Source organism: Bradyrhizobium sp. UFLA01-814, from assembly GCF_046718885.1.
GTDB lineage: Bacteria > Pseudomonadota > Alphaproteobacteria > Rhizobiales > Xanthobacteraceae > Bradyrhizobium > Bradyrhizobium elkanii.
This window is the reverse complement of the sequence record NZ_JAQOSR010000029.1, coordinates 22303-39019: the sequence shown is the minus strand read 5'-3', so window position 1 is coordinate 39019 and position 16717 is coordinate 22303. Positions and strand designations below refer to the sequence as shown.

At 65.2% G+C, this 16717-nt stretch carries 17 protein-coding genes and 1 riboswitch; of the genes, 9 read left to right on the top strand and 8 right to left on the bottom strand.

The window, feature by feature from the left end; translation table 11 throughout:
- Positions 1–18: 18 nt before the first annotated feature.
- Positions 19–234: riboswitch (cobalamin riboswitch) on the bottom strand.
- A gap of 36 nt (positions 235–270) precedes the next feature.
- Both cobO and PMN64_RS11640 read left to right on the top strand, forming a co-directional pair.
- Positions 271–924, top strand: a complete 654-nt coding sequence (cobO, locus tag PMN64_RS11645; protein WP_411780794.1) for a cob(I)yrinic acid a,c-diamide adenosyltransferase — start codon at positions 271–273, stop codon at positions 922–924.
- Positions 925–935: 11 nt separating this feature from the next.
- Positions 936–2384 (top strand): cobyric acid synthase, encoded by a 1449-nt coding sequence (locus tag PMN64_RS11640; RefSeq protein WP_411780793.1) that lies wholly within the window; start codon positions 936–938, stop codon positions 2382–2384.
- Here the strand turns inward: PMN64_RS11640 and cobD are convergent.
- Together cobD and cbiB are read right to left on the bottom strand one after the other, a co-directional pair.
- Positions 2381–3346: a threonine-phosphate decarboxylase CobD gene (cobD, locus tag PMN64_RS11635; protein ID WP_411780792.1), complete on the bottom strand. Its 966-nt coding sequence runs from the start codon at positions 3344–3346 to the stop codon at positions 2381–2383. The genes PMN64_RS11640 and cobD overlap by 4 nt on opposite strands.
- 11 nt (positions 3347–3357) lie before the next feature.
- On the bottom strand, positions 3358–4299 hold the full coding sequence (gene cbiB, locus PMN64_RS11630; protein ID WP_411780791.1) for an adenosylcobinamide-phosphate synthase CbiB: 942 nt from the start codon (positions 4297–4299) through the stop codon (positions 3358–3360).
- Between the two features lie 149 nt (positions 4300–4448).
- Here cbiB and cobU point away from each other — a divergent pair, with 149 nt between their 5' ends.
- Genes cobU through PMN64_RS11605 form a run of 5 tightly spaced genes read left to right on the top strand, consistent with a single transcriptional unit; the run spans position 4449 to position 6902 of the window.
- Entirely contained in the window at positions 4449–4952 is a 504-nt protein-coding gene (gene cobU, locus PMN64_RS11625; protein WP_028345177.1) for a bifunctional adenosylcobinamide kinase/adenosylcobinamide-phosphate guanylyltransferase, read from the top strand.
- A gap of 32 nt (positions 4953–4984) precedes the next feature.
- Positions 4985–5617, top strand: a complete 633-nt coding sequence (bluB, locus tag PMN64_RS11620) for a 5,6-dimethylbenzimidazole synthase (protein ID WP_411780811.1) — start codon at positions 4985–4987, stop codon at positions 5615–5617.
- Complete coding sequence (locus PMN64_RS11615) at positions 5595–5939, top strand: hypothetical protein (RefSeq protein ID WP_411780790.1); 345 nt, start codon at positions 5595–5597, stop codon at positions 5937–5939. Before bluB ends, PMN64_RS11615 begins: the two co-directional genes overlap by 23 nt.
- Positions 5936–6145, top strand: coding sequence for a CbtB domain-containing protein (locus PMN64_RS11610; protein WP_038376083.1), 210 nt, complete (start codon positions 5936–5938; stop codon positions 6143–6145). The genes PMN64_RS11615 and PMN64_RS11610 overlap by 4 nt, the downstream gene beginning before the upstream one ends.
- 10 nt (positions 6146–6155) lie before the next feature.
- Entirely contained in the window at positions 6156–6902 is a 747-nt protein-coding gene (locus PMN64_RS11605) for a CbtA family protein (protein ID WP_304499531.1), read from the top strand.
- On the opposite strand, the gene PMN64_RS11600 is transcribed toward PMN64_RS11605, so the two are convergent.
- A complete protein-coding gene (locus PMN64_RS11600) occupies positions 6885–7712 on the bottom strand; it encodes a dienelactone hydrolase family protein (protein WP_411780789.1) in 828 nt (275 codons plus the stop codon). The two genes, PMN64_RS11605 and PMN64_RS11600, sit on opposite strands and share 18 nt — an antisense overlap.
- Positions 7713–7816: 104 nt before the next feature.
- Between PMN64_RS11600 and PMN64_RS11595 the strand changes: the two genes are divergently transcribed.
- Positions 7817–8740 carry a GlxA family transcriptional regulator gene (locus tag PMN64_RS11595; protein ID WP_411780788.1) on the top strand — a complete coding sequence of 308 codons (924 nt, stop codon included), beginning with the start codon at positions 7817–7819 and terminating at the stop codon, positions 8738–8740.
- 35 nt (positions 8741–8775) lie between these two features.
- Here the strand turns inward: PMN64_RS11595 and PMN64_RS11590 are convergent, their stop codons facing one another.
- Positions 8776–9471 (bottom strand): DUF4336 domain-containing protein, encoded by a 696-nt coding sequence (locus tag PMN64_RS11590; protein ID WP_411780810.1) that lies wholly within the window; start codon positions 9469–9471, stop codon positions 8776–8778.
- Between the two features lie 211 nt (positions 9472–9682).
- Between PMN64_RS11590 and PMN64_RS11585 the strand changes: the two genes are divergently transcribed.
- Entirely contained in the window at positions 9683–11050 is a 1368-nt protein-coding gene (locus PMN64_RS11585) for a glycosyltransferase family 87 protein (RefSeq protein WP_411780787.1), read from the top strand.
- Positions 11051–11363: 313 nt separating this feature from the next.
- Here PMN64_RS11585 and PMN64_RS11580 read toward each other — a convergent pair whose 3' ends face one another.
- From PMN64_RS11580 to chvE, 4 genes are all read right to left on the bottom strand, one after another.
- Positions 11364–12197, bottom strand: a complete 834-nt coding sequence (locus tag PMN64_RS11580) for an inositol monophosphatase family protein (protein WP_411780786.1) — start codon at positions 12195–12197, stop codon at positions 11364–11366.
- Between the two features lie 57 nt (positions 12198–12254).
- A complete protein-coding gene (gene mmsB / locus PMN64_RS11575) occupies positions 12255–13445 on the bottom strand; it encodes a multiple monosaccharide ABC transporter permease (protein ID WP_411780785.1) in 1191 nt (396 codons plus the stop codon).
- Positions 13442–15022 carry a multiple monosaccharide ABC transporter ATP-binding protein gene (gene mmsA, locus PMN64_RS11570; protein ID WP_411780784.1) on the bottom strand — a complete coding sequence of 527 codons (1581 nt, stop codon included), beginning with the start codon at positions 15020–15022 and terminating at the stop codon, positions 13442–13444. The genes mmsB and mmsA overlap by 4 nt, the downstream gene beginning before the upstream one ends.
- A gap of 168 nt (positions 15023–15190) precedes the next feature.
- On the bottom strand, positions 15191–16264 hold the full coding sequence (gene chvE / locus PMN64_RS11565) for a multiple monosaccharide ABC transporter substrate-binding protein (protein ID WP_028345188.1): 1074 nt from the start codon (positions 16262–16264) through the stop codon (positions 15191–15193).
- Between the last annotated feature and the right edge of the window lie 453 nt (positions 16265–16717).

Here is a 16717-nt window from a genome sequence, read left to right as displayed (position 1 = left end):
AACACCCCGTCCGCCGGTCTCACAACATGCTGCGTTGGCAGGTCTCCCGGCTTGCGGAGCAGGTTTTACCCTTCGATGCCCACCTTCCCGACTCCGTAGGGAATCAGTGGCTTGGGCATCTCTCCGGTCACGGTCGCGGGGGCGGCTGCGCTTCGGGCGAACCTTGCGGTCATAGCCCTATCGCATTCCCTCTTCGCCTGTCGTAGGACAGGAACCAACGCAGACCCACCATTCGTCCAAGCCTCGCACTTGTCAAGCCGAAGGAACGTGATGACTTCTGATGGAAACGAAGCTGAAGACGGCGCCGTCGGCACCGATTCTTCGCTGGATGCGCGCCATGCGGACAAGATGGCGAAAAAGAAGGCCGCCCGCGACCGCATCATGGCGACCAAGAGCGGCGAAAAGGGCCTGATCATCGTTCATACCGGCGCCGGCAAAGGAAAATCGTCCTCCGCGTTCGGCATGATCGTGCGCTGTGTGGCGCACGGCTTTCCCTGCGCCGTGGTGCAGTTCATCAAGGGCGCCTGGGATACCGGCGAGCGCCGCCTGCTCACCGGGCATTTCGGCGATCTCTGTCAATTCCACGCGATGGGCGAAGGCTTTACCTGGGAGACGCAGGATCGCGCCCGCGACATCGCGGCAGCGCAAGCCGGCTGGGAAAAGGCCAAGCAGCTGATCGCAGACCCGAGCCTGCGCATGGTCGTGCTCGACGAGATCAACATCGCGCTACGCTACGATTACCTCGCGATCGCCGATGTCGTCGACTTCCTGACCACGTCGAAGCCGCCGATGACCCATGTCGTGCTCACCGGGCGCAATGCCAAGGAGGAATTGATCGAGATTGCCGACCTCGTCACCGAGATGACGCTGGTGAAACATCCGTTCCGCTCCGGCATCAAGGCACAGCCGGGCGTCGAGTTCTGACAGACAGCACCATGGCGCGCGCATTGATGATCCAGGGAGCCGGCTCGGACGTGGGCAAATCGCTGATCGTCGCCGGCCTCGCGCGCGCCGCCAGACGACGCGGCCTGCGCGTGCTGCCGTTCAAACCGCAGAACATGTCGAACAACGCCGCCGTGACCGTCGACGGCGGCGAGATCGGACGTGCGCAGGCGTTGCAGGCGCTGGCCGCCGGCGTCGAGCCGCACACCGACATGAACCCGGTGCTGCTCAAGCCCGAGACCGATGTCGGCGCCCAGATCATCGTGCACGGCAAACGGATCGCGACCGCACGCGCGCGCGAATATGCCGGCATGAAACCATCATTGATGGGCGCGGTGCTGAAGAGTTTTGCACGCCTGAAGGCGCGCGCCGATCTGGTGCTGGTCGAGGGCGCCGGCAGCCCCGCCGAGGTCAACTTACGCAAAGCCGACATCGCCAATATGGGCTTTGCACGCCGGGCTGACGTGCCCGTAGTGCTGGTCGGCGACATCGACCGTGGCGGCGTGATCGCTCAGCTCGTCGGCATCAAGACGGTGATCGCCCCTGACGATGCCGCGATGATCCGGGGCTTTGTCATCAACAAATTCCGCGGCGATCCGACATTGTTCGATGACGGCTACCGGCTGATCGAAGAGCGCACGGCGTGGCGCGGCTTTGGCGTGCTGCCCTGGTTCGTCCGCGCCGGCGAGCTTCCGGCGGAAGATGCGCTCGGGCTCGGCGAGGCGCGCAAGCCCGGTCAGTGCAAGATCGCGTTCCTTGCGTTGTCGCGGATCGCCAATTTCGACGACCTCGATCCCCTGAAGCTCGAGCCCGGCGTCGATCTCGTGATGGTACGTCCGGGCGAAGCCATCCCGGGTGATGCAAAGCTCGTCATCCTGCCCGGCTCGAAATCGACCCGCGGCGACCTCGCCTTCCTGCGCGCGCAGGGCTGGGACATCGATCTCCTCGCGCATCATCGCCGCGGCGGCCATGTCCTCGGCCTGTGCGGCGGCTACCAGATGCTCGGGCACACCGTCGCCGATCCCGATGGGATCGAGGGGCCCGCCGGCGAAACGCGCGGCCTCGGGCTGCTCGATGTCACGACCACGATGACCGAACAGAAGACGCTGACGCGCGTCAGTGCGGTGCATGAAGCGACCCATCAACCGATCACGGCCTACGAAATCCATATCGGGCGCACCGACGGCCCGGATCGCGCGCGGCCTTTTGCGTTGCTTGATGGTGCAGCTGAAGGGGCGGTTTCGGCCAACAGGCGCGTTCACGGCAGCTATCTGCACGGCCTATTCGCCTCAGACGGATTTCGCAAGGCTTACCTTGCGCAACTCGACATCGCGGCGGCGGATCAGCCTTATGGCGCCAGGGTCGAGAGCGCACTCGATGCGCTTGCCGAGCACATCGAGACCCATCTCGATGTCGAAGGTTTGCTTGCGCTGGCGCGTTAAACGGATAGCACCGCGGAAAGGCGCGACCAATCGGCCTCGCTGCCCGGCAAGCCGAGCCGCAGCCATCCCGGCTTTTGCCGGAAGACCCGCGACCAGATCTGGCCGCGGGCAAGCTTCTCCTGCGCGGCCAGCGCATCGCCGACCTCATAAAGCCGGAACAGCGGCGTGCCGCCGAGCAGCGTCCAGCCCCGTGATCGCGCCGCCGCGTCGAGCCTGACGCAGTCGTCCGCGAGCCGCGCGGCTGTCGCCTCTGCCCAGTCGCGATCGAGCAACGCGCGCCGTCCGATCGCAATCGCGGCGCCCGAAACCGGCCATGGGCCCGCCATCGCGGCAAGCGCGGCGATATCAGCCTCGCTGCCGACAGCGAAGCCGAGCCGCAGGCCGGCAAGTCCGTAAAACTTGCCAAATGAGCGCAGGATCAGGAGCCCGGCGCGTCCTGCTTCCGGTGCAAGGGACAGGTCAGGAACGGCGTCCGCAAAACTCTCGTCGATGACGAGCCGGCCAACGCGCGGCAGCAGTGCCAGCAATTCCTGCCGATCATGGCGCCGTCCATCGGGATTGTTCGGATTGACGACGATCGCAATGTCCGCTCCCGCGAGCGCGGTGAGATCGGACACCTCGGCGACGTCCCAGCCGGCGGCCGACAACACCGCGGCATACTCATTGTAGGTCGGCGCCAGGATCCGCGCCCGCCCCTTGAGCGCCAGATGCGGCAGCAACTGAATGGCGGCCTGCGCACCACCCATCGCCACCATCGGCGCGTCGGTGGCATAGGCTTGCCGCGCGGCGTCGTGGAGCGATTCAAGATCGGATCGCGACGGCAACGCGCTCCAGTGCCGCGGCTCGACATCGACCAGGGGATACGGCGCCCGATTGATCCCGGTCGACAGGTCGATCCAGTCGTCCGCGGCGCCGCCGAAGCGTTGCTGGGCGACATCAAGATTCCCGCCGTGCTCACGCATGCGCCGCTCCTTCACGCCAGCGCCAGGGCGACGAACGCCGCAGCCAACAGCACCATGGCGTAGCGATAGAGCTTCAGCCCGGTGAGGACGTCAGCGGCAGCCGGATCGCGCGCCCCCTCGTTCAGCCACGGCTCATCGGCGATGTGACCGTGATAGATGCGGGGACCGCTGAGCCGGACGCCGAGCGCGCCGGCCATCGCGGCTTCCGGCCAGCCGGCATTCGGCGAGCGATGGCGATGCGCATCGCGCAACATGCATGACCACGCCTGCGAACGGTTCGGCGCGAGCAGCACGAACAGAAGCCCGGTCAGCCGTGCAGGAACGAGATTGGCGAGATCGTCGATCCGGGCGGCTGCCCAGCCAAAGGCTTCGTGCCGCTCGGTGCGGTGGCCGATCATCGAGTCCAGCGTGTTGATCGCCTTATAGCCAAGGATCCCCGGCAGGCCGAACAGCGCGCCCCACAACACTGGCGCCACGATGCCGTCGGATGCATTCTCGGCAAGGCTCTCGATGGTGGCGCGCGCGATGCCGGAATCGTCGAGCGTAGCCGGATCACGCCCGACAATCTGCGCGACCGCCAAACGTGCGGCCGTGATGTCGCCGGATGCCAAAGGATTTGCCACCGCGGCGACATGGTCATGCAGCGAGCGCACGGCAACCAGCGGCCATGCCAGGACACCAACAAGGACAACGCGAACCCATCCGGATGCGAGCACGAACTGAACGGCCCAACCGAGCGCCACCACCAGCGCGATCACCGAGATCGCGCCCGCGACGCCAGCCAAACGCCGAAACGCCGGCGGATCGGAGGCGCGGTTCCAGGCGCTATCGACAAGATGGATCAGCCGGCCGAGCCATGTCACGGGATGGCCGATGCGGGCAAACAGCCACTCCGGCCAGCCGATCAGGGCATCCACCGCCATCGCCACCGCCATCGCTCCCGCAAAACCCACGATAACCCTCTCCTCGCCGCGGTCCCCCTGATGCGCAAGACATCGGCCGAGCGCAAGCCCTCCGTGACGGATTTCGGCTTTGTCTTTCTCCGCGATTGGTGGTTAGAGCGTTTGTGAACGACGTGCGTACCGGTCGCACAGGAGATGATATGGCCGTTATTCTGATCACGGGGGGAGCCCGGTCCGGCAAAAGCCGGCGCGCCGAACTTCGTGCGCGCAACTTTGCGGGGCAACCGGTCTATATCGCGACCGCCGAAGCGCTCGACGCGGAAATGGATGAGCGGATCGCCAAACATCGCGCGCGGCGCGGCAACGACTGGATCGAGCGCGAGGTGCCGCTTGATCTCGTTGAAGTGCTGTCCGAGACCGATGGCGGCGGCGCGAGGCTGGTCGATTGCCTGACGCTCTGGTTATCCAATCTGCTGCATGCCGGGCGCGACTGGTCGCAGGAAGTGACGCGTCTGGCGGATGCGCTGTCGCGCCAGCACGGCCCGGTCATCCTGGTCACCAACGAGGTCGGTCTCGGCATCGTGCCGGACAACGCATTGGCGCGGACTTTCCGCGACGCCGCAGGAATCATGAACCAGACTATCGCCGGCATCGCCGACGAGGTCGAGTTCGTCGTTGCGGGCCTGCCGATGAAGCTTAAATGAAGTCCGAGATCGATCCTGCCAAAGGCCCCACGATGGTCTCATTCGACGATACGTTTCGCCGCCAACTGCACGAGCTGTTCGTGTGGCGGCGGGACGTGCGGCGGTTCCGGGCCGATCCGCTGCCAGATAACACGATCGAGCGGCTGATCGAGATCGCCTGCCTGTCGCCTTCGGTCGGCCTGAGCCAGCCCTGGCGGTTCGTCATTGTCGACGACGAGGCACGACGCCGCGCTGTCCTCGACGACTTCAAGGCCTGCAACGCCGATGCGTTGCGGTCCTATTCGGGCGAGCGCGCCGCAAAATATGCCGCATTGAAATTATCAGGCCTCGAGGAGGCGCCGGGCCATCTCGCCGTGTTCGCCGACAAGACCGACCGGATCGGCGCCGGTCTCGGCCGCGCGACGATGCCGGAGACGTCGGAATATTCCGTGGTGGCCGCGATCTGCTCGATGTGGCTTGCCGCGCGCGCCGAAGGCATCGGCATCGGCTGGGTGTCGATCCTCAATCCGGAACGCATTCATGGCGTTCTGGAAATCCCGGCCTCCTGGAAATTTATCGGCTATCTCTGCATCGGTTACCCCCAGACCGAATGCGACCGTCCGGAGCTCGAACAGGCCAAGTGGGAATCGCGGCGAGGTCCGGATGAATTCACCATCCGACGCTGACCGAGCCCCTGCCGGCGACGGCACCTCGAGCTGTGACGCGCACTGGCGCGCCGACATCGCCTCGCTGGTCTTTCCCGTGCCGGAGCACAACGCCATCTGCGCGGTGCATCGGGGCGCCTTTCGCACGCTGCTTGGCACCGATCCGACGGTCGACGCATGTCTCGCCTATTTCAGGCGGTTTGAACAAGCTTTCAAGGCAGCCGCACGCGCCAAGATCGAGCGCAAGCGCATTCCCCTTGGAACAAATTTGCATCTTACCAGTCGCGACATCACCCGAAAGCTGCTAGAAGCCGATCAAATCGAATGTGGAGAACGACCATGAGCCAGTCCCAGACCGCGCAAACCCAGGTTACTCAAGCTCAGGTCACGCTGCCGATCGCTACCCGGCAGGTCGGACGGCTTGCACAGTCGTTGATGGCTATGACGCTCGGCCTGTTCATCGTCGGCGTGGTCGGCTTCTCGCACATCGACGTGATCCACAACGCCGCGCATGACGTGCGCCATTCCAACGCCTTCCCCTGCCACTGACCGCCTTTGCATGAGCACGTTTCGCTCGATCGTCTTCTCGTCGGTCATTGCCGGATTCATCGTCGGCCTGATCGTCACCGCGGTCCAGCAGTTCGGCACCGTTCCCCTGATCCTCAGGGCCGAGGTCTATGAGAAGGCGGCCGCGCACAAGCACGAGGCCTCGGCGCCACCGCAGGCGATCCTCGTCCATGATCATGCGGATCATGATCATGGCGCGGAGGCCTGGGAGCCGCGCGACGGTTTGGAACGCAACGTCTATACGGCGGGGGCAAACATCCTGACCGCGATCGGCTTTGCGCTTCTGCTCTGCGGCTTTCTCGCGGTTCGCAGCGGCGCAACCGGCGAGCAGATCTCGTGGCATGAAGGCTTGATGTGGGGCCTTGCCGGTTTCGCCGTCTTCACCATTGCTCCGGGCCTCGGACTGCCGCCTGAATTGCCGGGGGTCCCCGCCGCTCCATTGCTGTCGCGCCAGATCTGGTGGGTGACGGCGGTGCTGGCGACCGCAGCCGGCCTCGGGCTGATCGTGTTCCGGCGCTCGATGCCGGCCGCCATCGCCGGTGTGGTCCTGATCATGCTGCCGCATCTGATCGGCGCGCCCGAACTGGAGCATGTCGAGACCAACGTGCCTTCGTCCCTGTCGCATCAGTTCGTGGTCGCCGTCACGCTGACCAGTCTGGTGTTCTGGTCCCTGCTCGGCAGCCTGACGAGCGCCGCATTCGCCTATTTCGATCGGCCGGGCTCATCCGCTCACGGGTGACAGCCGCTGCCTGAAAAACGCCAGGATCTCATCGCGAGCCGCGATGGTCGGCTGACCCGCCTCGTCGATCAGATGCACCGTCACGACGCTGTGCGGTGTCGTGACGAAATTCCGGAAGAACGGCGGCACATCGCGGTTCGCCGCGCTGTCGGGAAGCACCCGCCCGATGAATCGGTCGCCGAGCGCCTCGCGATAGGCCGCAAAGCGCTGCGCCATGCAGAACTTGTCACCCTCAAAGCGATAGGCCAGCACGGTCAGGTCTTCGCGCTCCAGCCGCTCGCGCACCGCCTTGACTTGCTCCGGCGCGATCTCGATGCCCGCCGGATCGTTCAATGGCAATGACGGCTGCGAAAGCACCGGCGCCAGCATCGACGGTTCCAGCATCATGGCGAGCGCGAAATTGCCGGTAAAGCACATCCCGATGGCCCCGACACCGGGACCGCCGCATTCGCCATGGGCAAATCGCGCCAGCGCGCGCAGCCATTGCGTCACGGGACTGGACTGGTTTGCGGCCATCGCACGAAACTCCGCACTGACGCAGGCGCGCTGAAACACCGCGGCGCCCTCCTCCGCGCTCGCGACAGCGCCGTCACGGCCGAACAGCGACGGCATATAGACGGTGAAGCCGGCATCGCGAACCCAGCGGGCGAAGCGCGCCACATGCGGGCTGATGCCCGGCATCTCCGCCATCACGATCACCGCAGGACCTCCGCCGCCAACATGGACGGTTTTACCAACCCCTTCGAGGGTAATCTGGCGGCGCTCGAAATCCTCGAGCGGATCGTCCTGGGTCATCGGCCGGTTCGGCATCGGCGGTCCTCCTGATCGAGATCGGCAGCGTCTTGGCGTCAGAGTTGCGATTTTCCGGCCGGGCAGCTAGTGTCAAAAACGACATTGATCGCGGATTTTATGACATGACCAAGGTCGCGGTTGTCGAGATCGACGGCTGCCTCGCGTCGGCGGCCGCCATCACCCACGACGTGCTGGCCATCGCCAACCGGATCAGCACGACGAAGCACGCGCGCTTCGAGGTGACGACGCTGCGCTATGGGCCGAGGCGGCACGCCGGCCGATTGCGCGGCGCCGACCTCGTCATCGTTCCCGGGCTCGGCCCGGCATCGGCCGGCGAACTGGAGCGGAAGCTCGCGACACCGGCATGTCGGCACGCCCGCGACATGCTGGTCACGGCGTTCGCGAACGGCGCGATGCTCGCCGCGTCCTGCGCCAGCAGTTTCCTGCTGGCGGAGACCGGCCTGCTCGACGGCAAGCGCGCGACGACGACATGGTGGTTCGCGCCGCTGTTTCGGCAACGCTATCCGAATGTCGAGCTGATGACCGAGCGGATGGTGGTCGCCGACTGGCCGATCGCAACCGCCGGCGCGGCGATGGCGCAGATGGACCTGATGCTTGCGGTGGTCACGCGTTTCGGCGGCCCGGCGCTCGCCAAGGGCTGCGCCAATTACCTGCTGCTTGGCGAGCGGCATTCTCAGGCGCCCTTCATGGCGATCAATTATCTTGCCAGCCAGGACCCCAAGGTCGCCAGGGCCGAGAAATGGGTGCGCAGCAACATCGCGCGCGACTTCACGATCGGGGACGTCGCCGCCGCGGTGGCGTTGGCGCCGCGGACATTTGCCAGACGGCTCGAGGCGATCTGCGGCGTGTCGCCCATTCAATTCGTGCAACGCATCAGGATCGAGACGGCGCGGTCGCTGCTCGAGACCACGCGCCTGTCGGTCGAAGAGATCGCGGGCAAGGTTGGATATTCCGAGCCATCGACCCTCCGCCGGCTGATCCGGCGCGAAACGCGGCATTCGCCGCGGCATTTCCGCTCAGGCTGACGATCCGCAACGACGCCGCATCCGCGATGAAATCATCACGCCGAGAGCCACGCGAACGCGCGGCGCAAGAATGCCGGCGCATCCCTTTCGACTGGCGTTCCGTGGGCCATCAGCACCTTTTCGGCGGGCCACGCCAGAATCCTTTGCAAGGCCGCACGCGCGGCGCGGCGGCCCGTGAAGGCTACGCGGAACTTGCGCGGCACCGACGGCTCCGGCCCGACCATCAGGTCGAGTTTCGCGATCGTCGCCCGCCAGCCGGAGACCAGGTCGGGAGGGATCTGCTGCAGCAAGTCGGTGAACAGCACGGTGCCGCTTTCGACATGGAAGAACACCACCTCCGTGGTGATCAGGTTGCCGCGCATCACCACCTGATCGATCTGGCCGGCCCAGTCGAGGCTCGGCGCGTCCGCGAGATCGGCATCGAAGCCGAGGTCACGGCGCCGCTTGCGCAGGCCCGGCGGGGCGTGGAGCACAGCGGCCGGACAGGCCTGCTTCCACTCGGCGAGGAACAGATGGTGCAGCGAGTTGGGGGCCACGATGTGCCTGACCTGACCGAGCGCCGCCACGCCGGCCTGCAATTCCTCCGTCCACCGGACCGGCGACCAGATGAAAAGGCCGCCGTCCGATAATCTGACGACGGCCATCCGGGTCGGATAGTGAAACCCGGCGACCGCAAGGTTCGGTCCCCCGGCAATCCAGATGTCGTGGCCGAACTGCTGCAATACCGCCATTCGCGATGAACCTTGACCGTCAAGCGCCGCACGCTCCGCCGGCGTTGCGGGTTCATTTACCATGCCCGGCGTGACAGGCCGCGGACAAGGGGCAATGTCGATCATCGGTTCCGATTGCGCCGCGGCCAATTGCAGCGATCGGGTTTACGCAACCTTAGACGATTTGATCCAAATGTTGCGCGTGCACGACGCGATTGGGATGAAGCGGCCGATGTCGCAGAAGTCGGACCTCGAGGGACACAGGCTGGCCTTCGCTGATGACGCCGCGCGTCACCTCGCGGCGAATGACGCGGATCGTGGCACTGTGATGCCACGCGCAACCACCGGCCGGATGTCAAGCGCGTCCACGAGTCGGCCGCAGGCGGCAACCGCGCATTCACCGCGGTCCGGCGCCGGCGCGCTGGTCTCCGCGCTGCGCGAGGCCGACTGGCTTACGGCTGACCGTGTCACCGCCTTCACCCGCGTATTTCTCGTCCTGTTCATCGGCTGCATCGCGATCATCCCATGGACTGCACCGACGATGGATGTCGGCTATGACTTCGCGGCGTTCTGGACGGCGGCAAAGCTCGCGCTCGAAGGCCGTGCCGGCGACGCCTATGGCGACGCAGGCCGCGCCGCCGTAGCCGCCGTGCTCGGTCAGAACACCTACGCACCGTTCTTCTACCCGCCGACGTCGCTGTTGTTCTGGCTGCCCTTCGCACTGGTTCCCTTTGCAACGGCCGCCGTCGTCTGGATCGTCGCGACCGGCGCCGCCTATGCGGTCGCGGTGAGAGCCATGCTTGAGCGTGGCTCCGTCGTTCCCGCGCTCGCCTTTCCCGCCGTGTGGGTGTGCGCGCTGTTCGGACAGAATTCGCTGTTCTCGGCGGCCCTGCTCGGCGGATCGGCCGTCACGCTCGACCGCTACCCGGTGATCGCCGGCGCGCTGCTCGGGTGCTTCAGCTACAAGCCGCAGATCGCCCTGCTTGCGCCGCTGGTGCTGATCCTGACGCGGCGCTGGCGCGCGCTCGCCGCGGCGGCCGCAACGACGCTCGTGCTTGTGCTGGCGGCCACCGCCTCCTTCGGGATCGATCCATGGATTAAGTTTGTTGCCGTTCTGCCAGAGGCAAGTGCCTGGAGTCTCGGCGGCGGACCCGGTTTCGAGAAGTTCGCCAGTCCCTATGCCGCGGTCAGGCTGGCCGGCGGATCCAGCAGCACGGCCTGGCTCGTCCAGGTGACCGCGGCCGCGATCGCGATCGTCGTCCTGATCCTGGTGCTGCGAAAACGTCCCGGCGGCGCCGCCGAGATCGCGCTGATGGTGGCGATGACCGGCCTGTGCGTACCGTCGCTCGGCAACTATGAGGTCGTGATCCTGGCGATCCCGGGCGCGTGGCTGATCGCGCAGGCGCTTGCGCAGGGCTGGCTGCCCTATGAACGCATCGCCCTCGCTGCGCTTTATTTGACGCCATTCGCCATGGTGCCCGCGGGCGCCAACGGCCTGCAACTGGCACCGATCGCCGCTGCAGCAGTTGCCATCCTTGTCGTGCGCCGCATCAGGCATCTGGCACTGCTGGATGCTCCGGCCGAAATCGCCAAGCACTGATTTGCCCGACGGCGCAAGCTCCTTTGCGAAGACGCGAGGCGGACGGCGAAATCGTGCAGGCCTGAAGCCCTGAGCGAAGGCATGACCCACAAACGACGACCCATATTGGGTGTCGTCCCGGCGAAAGCCGGGACCCATAACCACAAATGCTGATTGTTGAACGATGCTGGGACGACGAGTCCCACTCACAACACCTGCCGCGGGGTATGGGTCCCTGCTTTCGCAGGGACGACACCGAACAAGCTGTTTGGCAGTTGAATCCGAAACCAATGTGGCTCATAACCGCCGCAACGCGACGAACCCGCGTCTGCTGCTATCCAGCCGGCGTCAGGATCGCCTCTCGCGCCGCGTGCCAGCTCGCCTCATCTGGTGCGCACAGCAAGCCGCCGGTCAGATTGACCGGCCGGTAGGGTGATCCGTCGAAATGCGCGCTGTAGCCGCCGGCCTCGCGATGCAGCAGCCAGCCCGCGGCATGATCCCACGGCATCAGCTTGTTGTAGAACAGCAGATGGCAATGTCCGGACGCCGCCATGCGATACTCATGCGCGGCGCATCTGAGCCAGGCGCTGCCGCCGAGCCTGGAAAGATTGCCGGCGACAATCGTGCGCAGCGGCTCGGGCAGGAAGTTGACGCCGACGATCGCATCCATCTGCTTGACCGGCACGGCGGGAGCCACTTTCAGGTCATGCCGCCGGCCGTCCGGCATCGCGAGCCACGCGCCCTCGCCGCGCAGCGCGAATGCGGTGTCGTTGCTGACCGGATCATGGATCGCGCCGAACACGATCTCGCCGCGCATGGTGGCGGCCACCATGGTGCCGAACAGCGGCAGGCTCGAGGTGAAGTTCCGTGTGCCGTCGATCGGATCGATGATGAAGGCAAGCTCCGCGGTTCCGACCTGATCGAGCGCGGCCGGATCACGCGCGGTGCCCTCCTCGCCGATCACAACCGCATTCGGAAACGCCCGCAGCAGCGCCGCCGATATCGCCTGCTCGGCAAGCTCATCGGCTTCGGTGACGACGTCGAATGCCAATGTCTTGGTGCGGACCTCGATCTCGCGCACGCGGCGGAACCGCGGCATGATTTCGCTGCGGCCGACTTCGGCAAGGATGGATCCGATAGTCAGCGCGTCGGCAAGGGACAGTTTCACGCGGCATTCTCCTGCGTTGCGCCGGCATCCTATCGTGGAATTGTGACTGCGTGGCCGTCAGCGGCGCTGGTTGTAGACATCGATGCAGACGGCGCCGAGCAGGACGAGGCCCTTGATCACTTGCTGATAATCGATGCCGATACCGAGGATCGACATGCCGTTATTCATGACGCCCATGATCATGGCACCGACCACCGCGCCGCCGACCCGGCCGACGCCGCCATAGGCCGACGCACCGCCGATGAAGCAGGCGGCGATCACATCGAGCTCGAAGCCGAGGCCGGCCTTCGGTGTCGCGGTGTTGAGCCGGGCTGCGAACACCAGCCCGGCGAGCGCGGCCAGCACGCCCATGTTGACGAAGGTGAAGAAGGTGAGCCGTTCGGTCTTGACGCCCGACAGCTTCGCCGCCTTGGCGTTGCCGCCCACCGCGTAGATCTGCCTACCGATCACCGTCCGCCGCGTGACGAAGCCATAGAGCGCGATCAGGACGGTCATGATCACGAGCACGTTGGGCAGGCCGCGATGCGAGGCGATCAGATAGGTGAAGTAGAGCACCGCGCCCGCCAGCGCGATGCTCTTGACGATGAAAAACGCGTAGGGCTCGACGGCAATGCCGTGCGCCTGCTCGCGCGCCCGGCTCCTGGCGGTCGCCAGGACCAGGACAAACGCCAGGACGATGCCGATCGCGAGCGACGTCGGATAGAGCGTGCCGGCGCTCGGGAACAGCTCGGGGATGAAGCCCGACGACAGCTTCTGGAAGGTCGGCGGGAACGGCCCGACCGACTGGCCCTGCAGCACCGCAAGCGCGAGGCCCTTGAACACCAGCATGCCCGCCAGCGTCACGATGAAGGACGGAATGCCGAAATAGGCCACCCAATAGCCCTGGGCCGCACCGATCGCGGCGCCGACCAGGAGGCAGGCGACGAAGGCGATCGGGTAGCTGACATGGTAGCGCACCATCAGCACCGCCGCGACGGCGCCGACGAAGCCCGCGACCGAGCCGACCGAAAGATCGATATGCCCGGTGACGATCACCAGCAGCATGCCGAGCGCCATGATGACGATGTAGCTGTTCTGCAGCACGAGATTGGTGAGGTTGAGCGGCTGCAACAGCGTGCCGTCGGTCACGATCTCGAAGAACAGCATGATCGCGAGCAGCGACAGCAGCATGCCGTAGTTGCGCAGATTGTTCTTGATGAAGCCGGAATGCCTGAGGGTCTCGGGAAGTGATACCGTCTTGTCGGTCATGGTGCCCCTCCTCCGGCGCGTGCCGCCCTTTCGTCGCCGCCGCGTCCGGACATTCTGATATTGCGCATGATGGCGCGCATGATCTTCTCCTGCGTCGCGTCGTGCCTTGCGAACTCGCCGACGAAGGCGCCGTCATTCATCACGCAGATCCGGTCGCAGATGCCGAGCAGCTCGGGCATCTCCGAGGAGATCACCACGACGCCCCTGCCGGCCTCGGCCAGCTCGTTGATGATGGAGTAGATCTCGTATTTCGCACCGACGTCGATCCCGCGCGTCGGCTCGTCCAGCAGCAGCACCCTCGGATCGGTCATCAGCCATTTCGACAGCACGACCTTCTGCTGGTTGCCGCCCGAGAGGTCGCCGGTCGCCTGGTAGACGTCGGAACAGCGGATCCGCATCCGGGTGCGGTAGTCGCTCGCGGCCTTCAGCTCGGCGACATCGTCGATCACGCCGCGCTCCGACACCTGGCGCAGGCTCGCCACCGTCACGTTCTTGCGGACGTCGGCGGCAAGGATCAGCCCGAGCTGCTTGCGGTCTTCCGTGACATAGGCGATGCCGGCATCGATCGCGGCCGGCACGCTGGACAGATCGGCCTCGCGTCCATCGAGGCGGACCCTGCCGGAGACGTTGGTGCCCCAGGCGCGGCCGAACAGGCTCATCGCGAACTCGGTGCGGCCGGCGCCCATCAGGCCGGCGATGCCGACCACCTCGCCGCGCCGCAGCGTGAAGTCGACGTTCTTGATCACCTGCCGCTCGGTATGCAGCGGATGATACACCGACCAGTTCTCCACCGTCATCACGGGTTCGCCGATCTCCGCCTTCCGCTCGGGGAAGCGGTGCGCGAGATCGCGGTCGACCATGCTGCGGATGATGCGGTCCTCCTCGATGCGCTCGGTCCGGCAGTCGATGCTGTCGACGGTGCGGCCGTCGCGCAGCACCGTGATGCGGTCGGCGACGCGCGCAACCTCGTTCAGCTTGTGCGAGATCAGGATCGAGGCGATGCCCTGCTCGCGGAAGGCCAGGAGACGCTCGAGCAAGGCGGCGCTGTCGGCTTCATTCAGACTGGCGGTCGGCTCGTCGAGGATCAGGAGGCGCACCCGCTTGGACAGCGCCTTGGCGATCTCCACGAGCTGCTGCTTGCCGACGCCGAGGTCGGTGATCAGCGTGTCCGGCGGCTCCCGCAAGCCGACCTGCGCCAACAGTTCGGCGGTCCGCCGATGCACCGCGTTGCGGTCGATGACGCCGAACCGCGACGGCGGATGCGACAGAAAGATGTTCTCGGCAATCGACATCAGCGGGATCAGCGCCAGCTCCTGATGTATGATGATGATCCCGAGCGCCTCGCTGTCGTTGATGTCGCGGAAGCGCCGCTCCTCGCCGTCGAACACGATCGACCCATCGTAGCTGCCGGCCGGATAGACCCCGCTCAGCACCTTCATCAGGGTCGACTTGCCGGCGCCGTTTTCGCCGACCAGCGCATGGATCTGCCCGGCCTCGACGGTGAAGCTGACGTCGCGCAACGCCTGCACGCCGGCAAAGCTCTTGCTGACGCCGCGCATCTCAAGCATTGCCGTCATCGGATCATGTCCCGCAGCGTCGATCGTCCCCGGCGCGGTTCACCGCCGCTCGCCCGGCGATCCGCCCTGGAGCCTATTCCGTTCCGATTAAATCGGAACGGGGCTCTGGATTCTAGTTTTGACGCGTTTTCCTCACGCGAACCGGTAGCCACTTCGCTCGAAAACGCTCTAGTCGAATTGCGAGCGCTTGTAATAGCCGCTGTCAATCAGGACTTTCTCCCAATTGGTCTTATCCACCACGACCGGCTTGAGGAGATAGGACGGAACCACCTTGACCCCGTTGTTGTAGGTCTTGGTGTCATTGACGCTGACCTCCTTCTTGCTCAGCACGGCGTCGACCATGTCGGCCGTCACCTTGGCGAGGTCGCGGGTATCCTTGAAGATGGTCGAATATTGCTCGCCGCGCAGCATCGCCTTGATCGATGGTACCTCGGCATCCTGCCCGCTGATGTACGGCATCGGCTGGTCCTTGCTGCCGTAGCCGACGCTCTTCAGCGAGGAGATGATGCCGATCGACAGGCCGTCATAGGGCGACAGCACCGCATCGACGCGCTTCTTGCCGTAGAACGCACTGAGCAGGTTATCCATGCGCGCCTGCGCGGTCGCACCGTCCCAGCGCAGCGTCGCAACCTTGTTCATGCCCGTCTGGCCGCTGCCGACCACGAGCTTGCCGCTGTCGATATAGGGCTTCAGCACCGACATCGCACCGTCGTAGAAGAAGTACGCATTGTTGTCGTCGGGCGAGCCGCCGAACAGCTCGATGTTGAAGGGCCCCTTGCCCTCCTTGAGCCCGAGCGCGTTCTCGATCGACTGGGCTTGCAGCACGCCGACCTGGAAATTGTCGAAGGTCGCGTAATAGTCGACGTTGGGGGTGTCGCGGATCAGGCGGTCATAGGCGATCACCGTGATGCCCTGGGCCTTGGCCTGCTTCAGGACATCGGACAAGGTGGTGCCGTCGATGGCGGCAATGACCAGCACCTTGGCACCCTTGGTCACCATGTTCTCGACCTGGGAGAGCTGGTTCGGAATGTCATCTTCGGCATATTGCAGATCGGTGCCGTAGCCGCGCTCCTTCAGCACCTTGACCATGTTGTTGCCGTCGTCGATCCAGCGTGCCGAGGATTTTGTCGGCATCGCGATGCCGATGGTCGGCTTGCTCTGGGCCATGGCGTCGCGATCCGACACCGCCGCGGCAAGGCCGGCCAGCACGAGCGCAAACAAGCTGGTCTTCAATTTGGACATGCTTCACTCCCTCGTTTTTTTGAGTTGGGATACCCTTGCCGTGCACAGCGTCCATCGACGGCTATCGTTCGTGGGCGGACCGCAGATCTACGGCGGTGTCGGATCGGCGCCGGGACCGTCACGAACCGAAGTTGCGGAATGTCGATCGAACCCGTCAACAGCGCCAATGCTCGCTCCGCACGATCGGCCATGTCGATCCTGCAAGGCCCGGTTCATCCGCGAGTCATGCCGTGGGACAAACGCGGCGCAGGAATGACGTGGAGGATCATGAGGCGCCGGTCTCCCGGAATTGTTGGCGAGCGCCAGCATCCTCCAGAACTTCTGGCGGCGTGGCACTGCTTTTTGCGCCATTTGATTGATGTTGCTCCCACTGTACGGATGCAAGCACCGACTGGCCATTTATTTAATTATCCGAAGAAATTGATCGGAGACGGGGAGGATCGTGAGGCGCCA